Raw genomic sequence first — 14,867 nt, forward strand, 5'->3', positions numbered from 1 at the left:
AGAAGGATCTTCTTTGACATCAGAGCAGTTAAAAGCAGCGCGCGCCGAAAAATGGCGCCAGACGGGGAATGCACTCCTTACTCAGGACGAAGCCCAAGCATGGATTAAGGATATGGGGCTGGTTCTTTATTTGCCCCGCCGAACACAGCTTCAAGTTGATGCCCCAAGTTTTGTAGAGGCCGTAATCGGCCAGCCGAATCCCACTCCCGGACGAGAGGCTCTGGATCAGGCATATGAAATGCTCCTTCGCCTTACCACCGAAGGCTCTGCTATTCCCCTCAATCTCATGGGAACGCAGGGAGAGCAGCCAGATTTCTTAGTAAGCGCCGAACTCTTGCCTTATATTTATGCACTTCGTGGCGATCGCGACTGGAAACGAGCCCCGCAAGTTAGCGGCGTGCGCTCAGTATCTCCTCTGGTTGCCCATGTTTACGAGGCTCTTGAAAAATCTGGCTCCGAGACACTCTTCGGGCTTCGAGACAAACTCGGCAGCGAATTGACCGAAGCCGCCGTACTCCGTGCTTTGACGGAACTCTGGACCGAAATGCGTGTCCTTCCGGTCTTCCATGGCAATGGAGAGCCTACGCTCTGGCAGCCGTTGAGGCTCCACCACTCGAAAGCCATGGCTCAAGGGACCTCGACCTCACATCTGACAGCTGTTTCGGTATTGAGCTCCCTTTGGGTGCAGACTGCTATAGCTGCAAATGCTGATGAAGTTGAAACCTTCCTTTCGCCCTTAACCTCACGTAGCAAAATTCGCGAGGTATTGAATGGCCTGTCGGCAACAAGACAGCTGGAATCAATTTCTGCCGGGCATCTCACCTACTTCTTTGTGGCTGGAACTCTGCCTGAGTTCCCAGAGGTGGCGCCAGCAGAAGGTGCAGAATCTCCTGAAACCTCGGAGTTCGAAACCGGCCGAGCGAGGGAACGCTCGCCCCGTCGTCCCCGCACAGATGACGGTGGAGCAGGTGCCGAACGACGTCCCGCACGGAGTTTCGAGCGCCGACCCCCTACTCGGGATACTCGGGACAGGGAAGGGGCAGATCGCCGTCAGTCTTCAGGAGGCTTTCGTGAACGGAGAAGCACTGGCCGGAGCTTCGAACGCTCCGAACGGAGCGAGCGTCCTGCAGCTCGCCGTCAAGATGATTCTGCTCCACGCGAGCGCTCCGGTTTCCGGAGATCGGAAGAGGGCCGTGGCGGTCCTCGTAAATTCGGGAACAGAGTAGGCCAGGGAGATCGCCCCAACAAGCCATGGGTGAAGCGTGAAGGAGATCGTGAAGAAGGTCGCGGTCGTCGCAGTTCTGGAGAAGGTGGCTTCCGTTCACCCCGGCGCACCAAGAGCTGGGAAGCAGGAGGAGAGGAACGTAGCGAACGCAGGCCTCGTACGGAAGGGCGTTCCGAAGAAAGTTCCTTCCGCAGATCTCGCCCTGAACGCCCAGCTGCGGGAAGAGGGTTTGAAAAGCGTAGCGAAGGCCGCGGTCCCCGCAACTTTGAAAGAGGTGGAGATCGTCCGCCGCGTCGCGAACCTCGCTGGAAGTCCGATGAGGAAAGACCTCGCGAGCGCAAACCGCGTACCGAGGGACGTTCGGAGGAGGGTTCTTTCCGCAAGCCTCGCACTGAACGGCCTACTACAGGCAGAGGGTTTGAAAAACGTGGCGAAAGCCGCGGTCCCCGCAGTTTCGAAAGAGGTGGAGATCGTCCGCCGCGTCGCGAACCTCGCTGGAAGTCCGATGAGGAAAGGCCTCGCGAGCGTAAGCCTCGTACTGAAGGACGTTCCGAAGAAGGTTCCGTCCGCAGATCTCGCCCTGAACGCCCGGCTGCGGGAAGAGGATTTGAAAAACGTAGCGAAGGCCGTGGTCCCCGCAACTTTGAAAGAGGTGGAGATCGTCCGCCGCGCCGCGAATTTCGTCCGAGATCAGGAGAAGAGGGTGAGCGCAAGCGTGAAGACAGACCTCGTCGTGAGGGCGGGTTTAGCTCACGTCCTTCTGGCAGCTCCCGCTTCGAAGGCAGAGAAAAACGGCCTGGCGGATTCGGAGCCAAGGGTGGCAAACCGAAATCAGGCGGCAAGTTTGGACGTAAGCCTTCCGGCGGCAAGTTTCCTTCAAAGCCAGGTGGTCGTCCGGCGAAAAAATTCGGTAGAAAGGACCGTCCGGAGTGAAACGCCTGATTGTCGCAATTGACGGGCCCGCCGGAGCCGGTAAGAGCACTCTTGCCGCGCGCCTGGCAGCCCGTTTTGGGCTGCTAAACCTGGAAACGGGAGCCATGTATCGGGCCTTTGCACTAAAGGCCCTTGAAACACAGACGCCTCTTGACGATGTAGCGGCGCTGGAAAAGTTGACAACAACGACTGTCATCCGGCTTGAACCTACGCAATCCGGGAATCGTGTCCTCCTCGATGGAGTTGAGGTAACGACACAGATTCGGCAGAAGGATGTCACAGAAGCGGCATCGCGAGTAAGCGTTCATCCCCCGGTACGCCACTGGATGGTTGAAGCTCAGCGCGCGATGGGACATAACTGCGGAACTGCCGCCGGTGTTGTGATGGAGGGCAGAGATATCGGGACAGCTGTCTTTCCCGATGCCACGGTAAAGATCTTTCTGGATGCAGATCCGACGGTCCGAGGACAGAGACGCTTCGATCAACTGGGGCCGCAAGCTGGTGTTGCCAAAGAAACCGTGCTGAAGGAAATCCGGGAAAGAGACCAGAGAGACAGCACGCGGGCTGCATCACCACTGCACCCCGCGCCAGGAGCTGTCATTATCGATTCAAGTCAGCTGACTCTCGATGAAGTTGTAGCCCGAGCAGAAGAAATAGTTACTGCTCGACTGTCTTCGGAGTCTCCCCTTTCGGCACGCTGAGGTGACGAACACCTTTCCCCGGAGGTGATGGAGGGGTGGGCGGCACCGGTACGGAATGAATCTGCGGTTTTGGTGGAACCGGTGGAAGAGGCGGGAAGCTCTCTCCCTTCTGCAACTGAATATCGTTGTTCGTTGTAGTAATGGAAATGCGAGGCCCGCCTTTACCGACTTGTCCTGATAACGACTGCTCTTTATCTTCACCCTTCGTCGGCAACGAGAAATCGGATTGGATCGCGCCATGGGTTGCTTTGGCGTCAATCTCAAAATTGGCCGATGGTGGAACCAGAAGCCGTACCTCTCCATTACGGTTTTCAATCTGCACCTGACCTAACGGCGCAGCCGCAGCAACCTTCACGGAACCATTTGAGTCCTGAACGCGGATATCTCCATAGATCTGCGACAGATCCACATCCTTGGAGCGTGTACTGACCCGCATAGGCCCAACAGCGGAGCTTATATGGAGGTCGCCGGAATCCATCGTCATGTCTCCGTCAAGCCGTCCAATTTCAATCTCCGTACGGCTCGAATGGAAGTGCATAGGAGACGCGAGATGCTCCAGATGAATGTCTCCGAAGAAATCCCCTTCCATTAAAACTTTGCCTTGAATGTCGGAGATGGTTACATCGTTCATCTTTCCATCCAACGCCAGATCTCCCAGCACGGAATGGGCAGAGAAGTCCCCCTTCGACATACGGGTGTGCACATTGGAAGAGAGATCGTCGAGCTTAACGTCTCCATGACCGGAATATACGTTTACTGCTCCCCGGCAGCCGGCAACGGTAACATCGCCGTGATTCGTGTTGACGTCGACGGAGACATCCCGTGGCAGTTCGATACTTAGATCCGCTTTTCCGTTCTTGACGTTTTCAATGCGCACCAACACCGTGGCACCACTTACCGTGATCTTCGGAGCAAGCGCCGTAAAGGAAGACTGGGCATCGGAATCGGAGGAGGTGTACACCGTCTCGTGAGTACGAACCTGCATGGAGCCGGATTGATCTCCGGCTGAAATCACTACATCCCCGCGAGCATTTTGAATCTGAACGTGAGCTCCAGCGGGAATGGTCTCAGAATTCTGCAAGTCATTGTCATGCTCCGGCCCCATGAAGTGGAAGAAATCCTCATCGTCATCGCCCAATTCGTGAAATGGAGTCCAGTTGTGCCAGTTGGAGGCACACAGTCCTAGTGCTCCTAGAAGCAGAACTAGAGAAACGACTCCACCGCCGCGGCGAATCGGATACGCGCTTTTCCGGTCGAGGAACCACTCGAAGAGCAAAGCAACGCCCATGACAACCAGGAGAAGAGGCCACCAACGTCCATACCACGTCCAGAAATGTTCTGCCGCTATCTTGCCCGTGGCCAGCAGCAAAGCGATTACACCAATGGCAATCAGGACCAGCGGCCCGACCAACGAAGGCTGGCGGCGGGCCCGCCAATACGCCTTCTGAGCACGCCATGCATCACGGCGAGCACGATCGGAGGCCTTCTGCTGCTCTTTCTGGAGACGCCACGCAGCACGAGGATCAATTGGAGGTGTGGAAGCCATATTATTGCCCCGATTCTCCGGAGTGATTCTCAGGCATGCTGGGAACGATCGCGGTGGTTGCTGAAACTGGGGGAGCGGTACTTACGACAGGCTGTCCCGGAGCAGGTGGGGGATAACCGCCCGGTACATCCATTGGATCCATGCTTGCGAGGGCTGCACGCTCAGCTAGTTTGAGCAATCCATAGAGAATCAGATAAAGTGGCCAGGATTTGCCCCAACCCAGGATGTTCCATTCGGCCAGCAGCGCCATGACTCCAGTAAGCAGAATGAAAGCAGGAGCATGAAGACGGCGGACTAGTACGTAGCGATTCATTGTGCGCCTCCAGATGAATTACCAAGCCGCCGGAAGAACAACCATGCACCTATCGCGATCAGGATCCACGGCCAGCTACGACCAATCCAGAAGGTTCCCAAAATCCCCAGCGACTGCAGCAGAAAGAGCAATCCTAGAGCGATCAAGATAATGGCGCCGATGGGTTCCGGACGACGCATACCCCCAGGAACGGGTGGTTCCACAGGAGTTGTAAACGGTTCAGGGGGAATTGGAACGGTCGTATACGGCTGCGCTGGAGGAGGTGGTACGGGGCCGTAGGAGGCTGCCGGAGGAGGTACACCTGGAGCAGGAGGCACTTGTCCGGCAGGCGTGCCGGTCGCGGAAGGCGTATGCGATTGCATACCAATCCGCTGACCGAGTTCATTTAAGCCAAAGGGATCGGGCAATGGCAGACCATCGCGCCGGGCCTTGGCCGTCTGGTGAGCATCGAAGACCTGATAAAACACCCAGGCTGCGATAAACAAGCCGAAAATGCCATGCTGATCGGAAAGACTGACAAGGATCGCAAAGACCAGCACATGCACCAGAGCCTTTACAAACTGGCCGTTGTACATGGCTCCGACACCAGGGATAAAGCCGAGAAACGCAGCAAGACCGGGATTCGGCTCACTTGTAGTCGGAGGAATACCATACGAACCTGCAATGGGCGGCACAGGAGAGCCAGGGGCCCCGGCAGGAGGTACGCCCAGACGAGCAGCCAGGCACATCTCGCAGTAAATGAGTCCGGCTACAGGCCGTACACATTGCGGGCAAAGCGGCTTACCGCATTGCTGGCAATATGCCGCAACCGGAGTATCGGGATGGTTTGCGCAGTTCATACCAAGCTCCTTCCTGCTTGGTCTCTGTCTCTGTGCAGGGTCTCAAAGCAAATACGTCTTAGGTATATCGATTTCTTGCTCACACTGTTCCAGTTCAGTTTGGCTTCCATCATTTGACCTGCAACAACAGGTGGCGGAGGTACAGCTCTTTGTGGCTCATTAAAACTGCCCCCATCTTTGCCGGGTGCGCCATTCTTGATTGCGCTTCCCCCTTTTTCTGTTGGCTGCTGCTGTTGTTGTTCTTTCTTTTGCTGTTGTCCGGAATTGTCCTGCTCTTCAGCACGACGGAATTCCCTAACGCGGGCTTCTACTTCGTAGACGAAGCGAAGATGATCGTAGTAGCGCACAACGGGCCTGCTGGCTGTGGCGAATTGCCGTTCGATGGTGCTGCGCACCATGGAGGGGCTCAGATCGCTTAAGCGGAAATTCCCGTTCCGTATTCCCGCCAAATCCAGCGTCAGTGCGATGGAGAAAAAGGCCATCGCAGCTGTCATCATCAAACGCGGTTCGGATAAACGCCGCAGTCCTGTAAACCAACGCGCATGCTTCCAGCTGGAAGACTTCGGCATTACTGCTACTGTCGAATTTGTGGCTACAGCTGCTACAGATACGGTCCCTGAAGTTTGAGCCAATATCTTAGCAACCAGGTCTTGGGGAACGGGAGGCTCCTTCGGTAAATACCGGAGCCACTCTTGGCCACGCTGAGCCTCGTCAAGCAGTTGGGCACATGCCGTGCAGGAATGGGCATGGGAATCGAACTTCATGGCCTCTTCGCTAGCCAGCGTCCCATCCAGTACCTCGGCCAGCATAGCTTCCCACTGCTCACAAGCCAGATTATTGTTATGTATATTTTTGTCTGGCATGACTACACCACCTGTCCTTTGTTACGATCCAAAACTCTTGCCAGTTCCGCACGTCCGCGGCTGATACGCGACTTCACAGTTCCTTCGGGAACGTGCAAAACCTGGGCGATTTCCTTGTAATCCATGTCCTGGAGGTCGCGTAAAATTACGGCCTCACGCAACTCCGGAGAGATCTTGGTCAGAGCATCCTGCACCATGCGCTCCAGCTCCTGCTGTACAGCGCGCTCATGAGGGCTCTTCCCACGGTCTTCCAGCCGATCAATCGGCTTAAGTTCGTCCGACTCGTCCCAACCGGAATCAAGAGAATCTGTCGCTCGCAGCTGCCGTGTCCGGCGAAAATGATCGACTAGCAGATTCCGTGTCAGCGTTGTCACCCAGACCTGAAAACTTCCGCGAGTCAGATCGAAGCTGGTCAGATTTCCATACAGTTTCAGGAAAACCTCTTGCGTCAGATCCTCAGCATCTTGCGAACACCCAGTGAAGCGATAGCAAAGGCCATAGACACGACGATGGTGGGCCTTGACTAATTCCGTCCAAGCCGTCGGATCACCATCCAAACACCGTCGCACTACACTGGGCCAATCCGGCTCCAAATGCCTCTCCTCTTTCCCATGCAGGCCGAGCTTGCCTGCCTCTCTAAACCCTGACCCCGTCTGGGATTTTCCAGAAGGATGCAGGTCGCGAGCAGAACGCGTCGAAGTCGTCCAACCAACTTCTTCCATCGTCATGGCACCCGCGATGCTCATAGAGATCAATACGACGAAAGCGAAGAAGAGGTTCCACAGAATCAGGAGGGTCTAGTGTAAATGGCGTATCTCGTCTGGGAGCACTCTTTTCCCGGATAGGGAACCAGAATCGTTCCTACCCCCGGACAGAAGAAGAGGAGGAGCCTGAGCCGTACCGGAAATCTCTAAAAACAAAAGAGGGAAGAACATAAGCTTTCATGTTCTTCCCTCTGATTTGATTACGTTGACTTCCGTTTGGAATCAGCCGATCTGCGGAAAATCTGCCGCGACCGGGGATTCATATAGCGAATAGTCTCGTGTGACGACCGTAAGACCACTGGCGGTTACAAAATAGTTCCGGCGATCTTCGTTCTGGTCATAACCAATCACGGTACCTTCGGGCAGGTGGACATCTCTGTCGATAATCGCCTTGCGAATACGGCAATGGCGGCCTATATCCACGTGAGAAAAGATAATGCTCGAATCGACCTCGGCGTAGCTGTTTACGCGGACATCCTGGGAGATCACGCTATTCTTCACCAAGCCGCCGGAGATGATACACCCGGCAGAAATAACCGAGTTAATCGCCATGCCGGTACGACCCGGCTCTCCAAAGACGAATTTGGCCGGAGGATACTGCCGTTGACGGGTACGCATCGGCCAGGCGCTGTCATAGAGGTTGAAAGTAGGCGAAATGGAACAGAGGTCCATATTCGCGTCGTAATAGGCGTCCAAGGTGCCTACATCCCGCCAATAGAGCGCATCCTGCCCGTTCTCATCGACAAAGTTGTATGCACACATTTTGTATTTGCCCAGAACGGCTGGAAGGATGTCGTGCCCAAAATCATGCTTCGAATTGGGATTCTCGGCATCCTGCATCAATGCGGGCAACAAGACATCGGTATTGAAGATGTACACGCCCATGGAGGCATCGACCGCATTGCTGTTAAACGGCGAACGAACACTCGTCTCTTTGGGTTTTTCCTGAAAACCGGTCACATCTCCATTGGGAGCGACTTCCACTACCCCGAAACGTGACACCTCCGAGGGCGGAATAGGCAAAGTCGCCAAGGTCACATCCGCGCCCATCTGCTTGTGATGTTTGAGCATCAGGCTGTAATTCATCTTGTAGATGTGGTCGCCGGAGAGGATGATGACGTGCTTTGGCTGCTCGGAGCCGATAGAGTAGATGTTCTGGTAAACAGCGTCTGCTGTTCCCATATACCAATTTGCACTGATTCGCTGCATCGGCGGCAGAATCTCAATAAACTCACCGAGCTCTTGAGCCACCAGGCCGGTCCAGCCTTCACGAATGTGCCGATTTAAAGAAAGTGCCTTGTACTGCGTCAGGATGAAGACCCGGCGGAGGCCGGAATTGATGCAGTTCGAAAGAGTGATATCGATGATGCGGTAATTGCCCCCGAAGGGGACGGCCGGTTTTGCCCGGTCACGCGTCAGGGGGAATAATCTTTCCCCTGCTCCTCCTGCCAGTAGTACACCCAGAGTATCTTTCATGAAGTTCCGCTATACCGCTTCCACAGTAGTTCTCTTCCTGTAGAGGAATAGGACAACTTTGCTTCTAGGAGAGCCGTACCACAATCACTATCTCTCCAGTCACCACACCCCACTCATGGAGTATTCTCTCCACCCTTATCGGCAATGAACAGAGAAGACTCAAAGGTTCCCTTTGACGAAAGCGCATCAGCGGACAACAAGAGTACAGCTATTCGTCTGTTGCTTTTTCATCTCCCTCAACGGAGATGCGTAAAGAACGCAGGAAACTTACATCCTGAACCGTAAACGGCCCCTCTTGCGACTCTGTTTCTGCCTGGACTCCATTTTCAGACTCAGGCTGTTGCTCCACCTCATTCAGGCCGATGGTCGCCTCCAACATCAGCAAAACATCGAAGCCCTGCTTTCGTATATCCTGCACCACGCCGGCAATCTGTTCCGATTCGGCGACGGACTCGTGGATAGCCTCCCCTAACTGCTGAATCAAATTTTTTAATCGCTGATTCAATGGCACCCTCCCGTCACGGCTTCCGGATACAGATCCGGTTCTCCCGCTACCCATACCTTACGGTTTGATGTATGGACAGGGCAATGGGAACCTGCCCAGACTGCTAAACTTTTCATGGAAATGGAACCGCATCGGTTTGGACGAACACTGGGGATCGGTCTGCGCGTGGCCTCACGAATAGTGAAGGAACGCACCTCCGAATCTTCCGCAAAGAACGTCTCACATTCCGCAGCCAAAACTCTCGAAACGAGAGGAAAGGTCATTGCGCAAAAAAGTAAAAATGTCGCCGAAGGCAGTCGTAGATTCGGAAAAGCCTTCTTTGGCCCTCTCGCTCACGTCGCCTCTGTGTTGTGGCTGGAGATCACCGGTGTATTTTTTGCGATCTTTGCATTGTTTTTTATGCAAAGTTGGTGGAAAGTTCGTGCCGCCTATGCCACTGGACCGGACCATCGTAAATTTCTGCTCTATGGGATCCTGACGCTGGTCTTTCTCTATTTCTGTGTCAGCTCCTTCTTCAGAGCCCGTCGGAAAGAGAAGCGCAAGCGATAGATTTTATTGATCTTGTTGTAAATACAAAGCGGGAAATAGTCAGGACCCAAGAACTTTGAAGGCCCTTACTAATTGACAGAGCTCTGACCTGGACCGAGCTACTTTTGCACCAGTCGCATAATGCCGACAATGCCCACCAATACACCCAAAACAGCGGTAATAATCGCCCTCGATCCATGGACGGCAACAATCGAGTAATAGATCGCAAACAGCGCTGCAATCAATAAGATGGCACCACGAAACTTGTTCATTTCCCAATTATTTTAGAGCCTTTCTCCGGAGGAATGGAGATAGGAACAATCATTCCCGGGTTTACGGTATCCTCAAAATCCCTTCAACTTGCCTGACAGACTCGTACCGGAGTTTGACCTTCGTCATGCCAACAACTATGTTGAATGTTCAAGTTCTTCACAAGAAGAGGATCTCCCTGTGTCTACAACAGATTCCACGTCGACTTTGCGCAAAACAGCTCTAAATTCCACACATCGCCGTCTTAAGGCCAAGATGGTCGATTTCGGTGGCTGGGACATGCCGGTGGAATACTCCGGCCTGGTAGCCGAACATATGGCCGTTCGCACCGGAGTAGGGCTCTTCGATGTCAGCCACATGGGCGAGATCCAATTTCGCGGCCCCGGATCACTTGCTGCAATCCAGCACATCAGCATGAATGACGCCTCGAAACTTCAAGTTGGACAGGCTCACTATTCCGCGATGCTCTATCCGGAAGGAACCTTCGTGGATGACATTCTGGTCCACAAATTCAGCGATAACGACTACATGCTGGTAGTCAACGCCGGAACCCGGGAAAAGGACTATCAATGGATTCGCTCCCAGGTGGGGAGCTTTCCCGGAATCCACATTAGCGATTACAGCGATCACTATACGCAGCTCGCCATCCAGGGACCGCGGGCACTGGAGACGCTATCAAAGCTGACGACTTACAACCTGAGCACGATCAAGAACTATTGGTTTGGCTGGGGCGAAGTCTGCGGACTCTCCAATACCCTGATCGCACATACGGGCTACACCGGAGAAGACGGCTTCGAGATTTACATCCCCTCCGACGAAAAAACCAGCGAACGAGTCTGGAACGAGATCATGGAAGCAGGCAAAGAATTCGGCATTCTTCCCTGCGGCTTAGGCGCCCGCAATACTCTGCGGCTGGAATCGGCCATGGCGCTCTATGGTCACGAAATCAGCGACACAACCACCGTCTTTGAAGCTGGGCTGGATCGTTTTTGCAAGCTGGAGAAGGGGAGCTTTGTTGGCTCCGAGAGCCTCGAGAGGATAAGAGCTGCAGGCGGACCGGAACGTAAGCTCGTAGGGCTGGAAATGATCGAAAGAGGTATCGCCCGCGACGGCTATCCGATCTTTGATCTTGGGGGCAAACAGGTCGGGCAAGTTACCAGCGGATCGCCGGCTCCATTCCTGAAAAAGAATATTGCGCTGGCGTATCTCCCCATCGCCAACACTTCTACCGGAACAGAAGTCTGGGTGCAAATCCGCAGCAATATGGTGCGCGCCCAGGTAGTACCTATTCCGTTCTATCGCCGTCCGAAAAAACAGGCATAGAACGATTCGCAATCGCGTTTTCACATTCGTGATAATTCGAAACGGATATAGTTAGCTGGAACTGATTGCTAGACCCGGTTCCCGCTAACGCAACCCTGGACAAAAGCACCGAGGCGCTAGAGCCATTGGTTTTAGGCATAGACCAGGAACAGATGTTTGAGTGACCGCTCCTCGAAAGGATGGCCACACTTCTCTCCTCCTGGCTGGACCGTACTAGATGCGCGAAAACGCCGTTCAAACCCGCTGGGAACTCCGGCGAGAATATTCGAAAGAGAGAGATTTTCATGACATATCCTGCGTCCTATCGCTACACAAAGGAACATGAATGGATCGAGGTTGACGGTAAGATCGGCACCATCGGAATTACCGACTACGCTCAGAATTCGCTCGGAGATATTGTCTATGTCGAACTGCCTAAGATCGACTCCACTGTTGAGGCAGGCAAAGTCTTCGGCAGCGTCGAGTCGGTCAAGGCCGTCAGCGATCTTTATTCACCTGTAACCGGGAAGGTTACAGCAGTAAATGAAGAACTGGTGAATTCGCCGGAAAAGGTCAACACAGAGCCCCATACGGCCTGGATCATTAAGGTAGAGCTCTCCGATGTCTCGGAACTGGAGAAGCTATTAGATGCGCAGGCTTATGAAAGCTTCATCGCCGAAGAGGGCGCTCACTAAAAACTCACCAATGCCTTCGCTGTTAGCCCTTAGCCTTCGGCTATCGGCTAGCAGCATGAGGGCACTTCCTCCATCTAATTCCAGCCATAATTACCAACTTCCATAGTTCTCTCGAATCTAATGAGCTAATGCATTTGGGGTTTCCGTAAAAACAAGAATGCATGAAAGTCAAGAATCAAGGATCAGAAGTTACCCTATGTCTGTCTTCGAAGAAAAGCGTTCAGAACTAGAAAAGCATGAGTTCATGATGGGAGCCGCAAGAGGCCGTCTGGCTGTTTCGCTGGACATGTTGACCGATGCTCTCATTCTTGTTGGTCAGCATGGCGTGTATTGTGTCTCGGGACGCAATCCCTCAAAGCCGGCACTCGATCTGGAAACGGTACTGGGAGAGATCAAGGGCGCCAAGGAATTGATTCAATCTGTCATGGAGGAATTGCGCCGCGAAAAAGAGTCCGCGGCGCAAGGTTGAAAGCATACCGTCAATCGGCGGAAACAGGAACAAAGGAATCCGTATTTTCCCAGGTCAGGTGCAGTTGAGTCTGATGACTCGAGGTCTTCTCGAAATGAATCTGGAAAGTCTCCACCGGAGATGACACAGAGTTTGTCGACATCGGAACGCGCCCCAGATCCTGTTTCTCGTCATATTTCATTCCCGATTGACCGGTCTGCTTGTTCACAATAAGCGTCCACCCGGTCTCGGAGGGGATGGAATAGAGGGTATAGGTGCCGGCAGGAACGGCCAGATCACCAATATGCAGGGCAATAGGAGTCTTCAGAGTAGTAGCCTCATTAGCTCCAGTGCGCCAGACCTTCCCAAAGGGGACCAGTTCTCCCATGATCTTTCGTCCCCGCATCGATGGGGCGGAATAATCAATCGTAATTGTCTGACCACTGAGTGCTACTTTTGCTTGAGCAGGGGGGCTAAGCGGTTTCTTATCGCCACTAGAAGACATCTGAGCGAAGGACGGAACTGCTACAAGCAAGACCACCATGAGGCTCCAGATACTTCTTAGGACCTTCAGTTTCATCCGTTTTACTCCTTACACTATTTAGTTGTTGGTTTAGTTGATTACGGGGAAAGGGCATTTTCATCTCAAATGAATAGACACCAAATGCCGGGGATCGTTTCTCGCGAGCTATCTTTACAGCTCAACCCATAGTATTCTTATATACATTACGACGCGCCCGTAGCTCAGCTGGATAGAGCGAATGCCTCCGGAGCATTAGGTCGGGAGTTCGAATCTCTCCGGGCGCACCATCCCTCCCAAGACAATCCCACGAAAGTTCCATTTCGTCCAAAATCGCTTCTTTTACCTGCCCGATTCAGGCTTTTCCGTAATGTCACCGCATTTTGTTCTTACCAGCTTTTTCACCTAGCCACCACATGACTAATGGCATTACGATTTTCCAATACTTCCCCCGAAGTGGATAAAAAGCAGGTAATCGAGCGATGGCGTGTCTACGGCCAATTGCGTTCGCAGCTTGCTGTGTGCTCTTGACAGCAGGATGTGCAACGAACGTTTCCTTTAATTCCCCCACGACGGGCACACTCCCGACGGCGGGCTCGACCTCCAATAGCTCGACAGTCGACCGATCGAAGATTCAACATATCGTGGTCATCGTCCAGGAAAATCGAACGGTCGATAACCTGTTCAACGGTCTTCCCGGAGCCGATACCGTCACCCAGGCAATCAAGAAAGACGGGTCCAAGGTTCCACTTAAGCCGGAATCGCTGGAAGGACAGCCAGACAAGAGCCATACCCACTCAGCCTGGTGGAAAGAGTGGAACCATGGCCAGATGAATGGCTTTCCCTCTTCCACAATGACCTACGTTCCCCGCAGCGAAACAAAGCCCTACTGGGATTTAGCGCAAAAATTCGTCTTTGGCGACCGGATGTTTCAGTCAAATACCGGTCCGAGCTTTGCCGCTCATCAATACCTGATCGCAGGCCAATCCGCAAAGGTAGACAGCAATCCGAACGGCCCCGTATGGGGTTGCGATGCACCGGGTGACGAACGAACTACAATCATCGGCCCAAACGGCACAAGCCTTCCTGGACCTTATCCCTGCTTCGATTATCAAACCATGGCCGATTTGCTTGATACCGCCCACATAAGCTGGAAGTACTATGCTCCGTCGGCGGCAGATCAGTTCTTCATCATCTCGGCATATCAGGCGATCCGCCATATTCGTTTTGGAAACGATTGGGGCGCAAATGTTATTTCGCCGGAGACTCAGATCCTCTCCGATATCGAAACGGGGAACCTGGCACAAGTAACATGGGTAGTCCCTTCTTTTGCCAACTCAGATCACCCGGGCGCGACCACGAATGGTCCGGAATGGGTAGCCTCAATCGCCAATGCTATTGGAGCAAGTTCCTACTGGAATTCCACTGCAATCATCGTCACATGGGACGACTGGGGAGGATTCTACGATCACGTTAGTCCGCCCCAAATCGATGACATGGGCCTGGGATTTCGTGTTCCGCTCATCGTGATCTCGCCTTACGCAAAGAAAGGCTATGTCTCTCACCAAACGCACGAAATGGGAAGTATTCTGCGTCTGATCGAAATTGTGTTTGGGCTGCCCAGTCTAGGGACCAGAGATGCGGTATCGGACGACTTCAGCGACTGTTTCGATTTCTCGCAAAGACCGAATCCCTACGAGAACGTCCCGACACGTCTGACGCCATCCTTCTTCTTAAGCCAGAAGCCCTCAGGTGCTCCTGACGACGACTAAACAAAATAGAGGATCCTCGGTTCGATAATACGAAGCATTCCTTAGGCAGCCCTGCTAAGCTCATCTTGAATCTCGCAGCGCGTCCCTGGATTGCATTCCCTTTGCTCGCAAGGAAAGCGAAGCATCTGTGAATTGATCCTTGACTGGATCTCATCGAACAGGATGCG

The 14,867-nt window shown here is 53.6% G+C and carries 16 protein-coding genes and 1 tRNA gene; 8 read left to right on the plus strand and 9 right to left on the minus strand.

The annotated features are described in order from the left end of the window. Positions 1 to 13: 13 nt before the first annotated feature. Together AC6I7T_RS14415 and cmk are read left to right on the plus strand one after the other, a co-directional pair. Positions 14 to 2,158: a hypothetical protein gene (locus tag AC6I7T_RS14415; RefSeq protein WP_497794178.1), complete on the plus strand. Its 2,145-nt coding sequence runs from the start codon at positions 14 to 16 to the stop codon at positions 2,156 to 2,158. Further along, positions 2,155 to 2,859, plus strand: a complete 705-nt coding sequence (cmk, locus tag AC6I7T_RS14420) for a (d)CMP kinase (RefSeq protein WP_497794179.1) — start codon at positions 2,155 to 2,157, stop codon at positions 2,857 to 2,859. The genes AC6I7T_RS14415 and cmk overlap by 4 nt, the downstream gene beginning before the upstream one ends. Here the strand turns inward: cmk and AC6I7T_RS14425 are convergent. The 7 genes from AC6I7T_RS14425 to AC6I7T_RS14455 all read right to left on the minus strand — a co-directional run bounded on the left by AC6I7T_RS14425 (position 2,816) and on the right by AC6I7T_RS14455 (position 9,171). Further along, on the minus strand, positions 2,816 to 4,405 hold the full coding sequence (locus AC6I7T_RS14425) for a DUF4097 family beta strand repeat-containing protein (protein ID WP_497794180.1): 1,590 nt from the start codon (positions 4,403 to 4,405) through the stop codon (positions 2,816 to 2,818). The two genes, cmk and AC6I7T_RS14425, sit on opposite strands and share 44 nt — an antisense overlap. A gap of 1 nt (position 4,406) precedes the next feature. Then, complete coding sequence (locus AC6I7T_RS14430; RefSeq protein WP_497794181.1) at positions 4,407 to 4,718, minus strand: hypothetical protein; 312 nt, start codon at positions 4,716 to 4,718, stop codon at positions 4,407 to 4,409. Then, positions 4,715 to 5,557, minus strand: a complete 843-nt coding sequence (locus tag AC6I7T_RS14435) for a B-box zinc finger protein (protein WP_497794183.1) — start codon at positions 5,555 to 5,557, stop codon at positions 4,715 to 4,717. Before AC6I7T_RS14435 ends, AC6I7T_RS14430 begins: the two co-directional genes overlap by 4 nt. Then, the gene (locus tag AC6I7T_RS14440) at positions 5,554 to 6,420 is read right to left on the minus strand and encodes an anti-sigma factor family protein (protein ID WP_497794184.1); all 867 of its coding nucleotides are present in this window, start codon (positions 6,418 to 6,420) and stop codon (positions 5,554 to 5,556) included. Before AC6I7T_RS14440 ends, AC6I7T_RS14435 begins: the two co-directional genes overlap by 4 nt. A gap of 2 nt (positions 6,421 to 6,422) precedes the next feature. Further along, positions 6,423 to 7,148: an RNA polymerase sigma factor gene (locus AC6I7T_RS14445; protein WP_497794185.1), complete on the minus strand. Its 726-nt coding sequence runs from the start codon at positions 7,146 to 7,148 to the stop codon at positions 6,423 to 6,425. 258 nt (positions 7,149 to 7,406) lie between these two features. Beyond that, positions 7,407 to 8,660, minus strand: coding sequence for a glucose-1-phosphate adenylyltransferase (glgC, locus tag AC6I7T_RS14450; RefSeq protein WP_497794186.1), 1,254 nt, complete (start codon positions 8,658 to 8,660; stop codon positions 7,407 to 7,409). 208 nt (positions 8,661 to 8,868) lie between these two features. Beyond that, positions 8,869 to 9,171, minus strand: a complete 303-nt coding sequence (locus AC6I7T_RS14455) for a hypothetical protein (RefSeq protein ID WP_497794187.1) — start codon at positions 9,169 to 9,171, stop codon at positions 8,869 to 8,871. A gap of 159 nt (positions 9,172 to 9,330) precedes the next feature. On the opposite strand from AC6I7T_RS14455, the gene AC6I7T_RS14460 reads away from it, so the two are divergent. Next, the gene (locus tag AC6I7T_RS14460) at positions 9,331 to 9,714 is read left to right on the plus strand and encodes a hypothetical protein (RefSeq protein WP_497794188.1); all 384 of its coding nucleotides are present in this window, start codon (positions 9,331 to 9,333) and stop codon (positions 9,712 to 9,714) included. Between the two features lie 98 nt (positions 9,715 to 9,812). On the opposite strand, the gene AC6I7T_RS14465 is transcribed toward AC6I7T_RS14460, so the two are convergent. Then, positions 9,813 to 9,965: a hypothetical protein gene (locus tag AC6I7T_RS14465; RefSeq protein ID WP_497794189.1), complete on the minus strand. Its 153-nt coding sequence runs from the start codon at positions 9,963 to 9,965 to the stop codon at positions 9,813 to 9,815. A 178-nt stretch (positions 9,966 to 10,143) separates the two neighbouring features. Here AC6I7T_RS14465 and gcvT point away from each other — a divergent pair, with 178 nt between their 5' ends. From gcvT to AC6I7T_RS14480, 3 genes are all read left to right on the plus strand, one after another. Beyond that, positions 10,144 to 11,286, plus strand: a complete 1,143-nt coding sequence (gene gcvT, locus AC6I7T_RS14470; protein ID WP_497794190.1) for a glycine cleavage system aminomethyltransferase GcvT — start codon at positions 10,144 to 10,146, stop codon at positions 11,284 to 11,286. 284 nt (positions 11,287 to 11,570) lie between these two features. Further along, complete coding sequence (gcvH, locus tag AC6I7T_RS14475; RefSeq protein ID WP_497794191.1) at positions 11,571 to 11,960, plus strand: glycine cleavage system protein GcvH; 390 nt, start codon at positions 11,571 to 11,573, stop codon at positions 11,958 to 11,960. Positions 11,961 to 12,156: 196 nt separating this feature from the next. Further along, on the plus strand, positions 12,157 to 12,429 hold the full coding sequence (locus AC6I7T_RS14480; protein ID WP_497794192.1) for a hypothetical protein: 273 nt from the start codon (positions 12,157 to 12,159) through the stop codon (positions 12,427 to 12,429). A gap of 10 nt (positions 12,430 to 12,439) precedes the next feature. Here AC6I7T_RS14480 and AC6I7T_RS14485 read toward each other — a convergent pair whose 3' ends face one another. Then, positions 12,440 to 12,988 (minus strand): DUF2911 domain-containing protein, encoded by a 549-nt coding sequence (locus AC6I7T_RS14485; protein WP_497794193.1) that lies wholly within the window; start codon positions 12,986 to 12,988, stop codon positions 12,440 to 12,442. 153 nt (positions 12,989 to 13,141) lie between these two features. On the opposite strand from AC6I7T_RS14485, the gene AC6I7T_RS14490 reads away from it, so the two are divergent. Together AC6I7T_RS14490 and AC6I7T_RS14495 are read left to right on the plus strand one after the other, a co-directional pair. Further along, a tRNA-Arg gene (locus AC6I7T_RS14490) sits at positions 13,142 to 13,218 on the plus strand. A gap of 192 nt (positions 13,219 to 13,410) precedes the next feature. Further along, positions 13,411 to 14,700, plus strand: coding sequence for a phospholipase C (locus tag AC6I7T_RS14495; RefSeq protein ID WP_497794194.1), 1,290 nt, complete (start codon positions 13,411 to 13,413; stop codon positions 14,698 to 14,700). Positions 14,701 to 14,867: the final 167 nt, after the last annotated feature.

The organism is Humiphilus diazotrophicus (assembly GCF_059726315.1).

Excerpts from the sequence above, each read along its gene's own strand:
- AC6I7T_RS14425 (WP_497794180.1), bottom strand. The coding sequence starts at position 4,405 with ATGGCTTCCACACCTCCAATTGATCCTCGTGCTGCGTGGCGTCTCCAG.
- AC6I7T_RS14430 (WP_497794181.1), bottom strand. The coding sequence starts at position 4,718 with ATGAATCGCTACGTACTAGTCCGCCGTCTTCATGCTCCTGCTTTCATT.
- AC6I7T_RS14435 (WP_497794183.1), bottom strand. The coding sequence starts at position 5,557 with ATGAACTGCGCAAACCATCCCGATACTCCGGTTGCGGCATATTGCCAG.
- AC6I7T_RS14440 (WP_497794184.1), bottom strand. The coding sequence starts at position 6,420 with ATGCCAGACAAAAATATACATAACAATAATCTGGCTTGTGAGCAGTGG.
- AC6I7T_RS14445 (WP_497794185.1), bottom strand. The coding sequence starts at position 7,148 with ATGACGATGGAAGAAGTTGGTTGGACGACTTCGACGCGTTCTGCTCGC.
- glgC (WP_497794186.1), bottom strand. The coding sequence starts at position 8,660 with ATGAAAGATACTCTGGGTGTACTACTGGCAGGAGGAGCAGGGGAAAGA.
- AC6I7T_RS14465 (WP_497794189.1), bottom strand. The coding sequence starts at position 9,965 with ATGAACAAGTTTCGTGGTGCCATCTTATTGATTGCAGCGCTGTTTGCG.
- gcvH (WP_497794191.1), top strand. The coding sequence starts at position 11,571 with ATGACATATCCTGCGTCCTATCGCTACACAAAGGAACATGAATGGATC.
- AC6I7T_RS14480 (WP_497794192.1), top strand. The coding sequence starts at position 12,157 with ATGTCTGTCTTCGAAGAAAAGCGTTCAGAACTAGAAAAGCATGAGTTC.
- AC6I7T_RS14485 (WP_497794193.1), bottom strand. The coding sequence starts at position 12,988 with ATGAAACTGAAGGTCCTAAGAAGTATCTGGAGCCTCATGGTGGTCTTG.
- AC6I7T_RS14495 (WP_497794194.1), top strand. The coding sequence starts at position 13,411 with ATGGCGTGTCTACGGCCAATTGCGTTCGCAGCTTGCTGTGTGCTCTTG.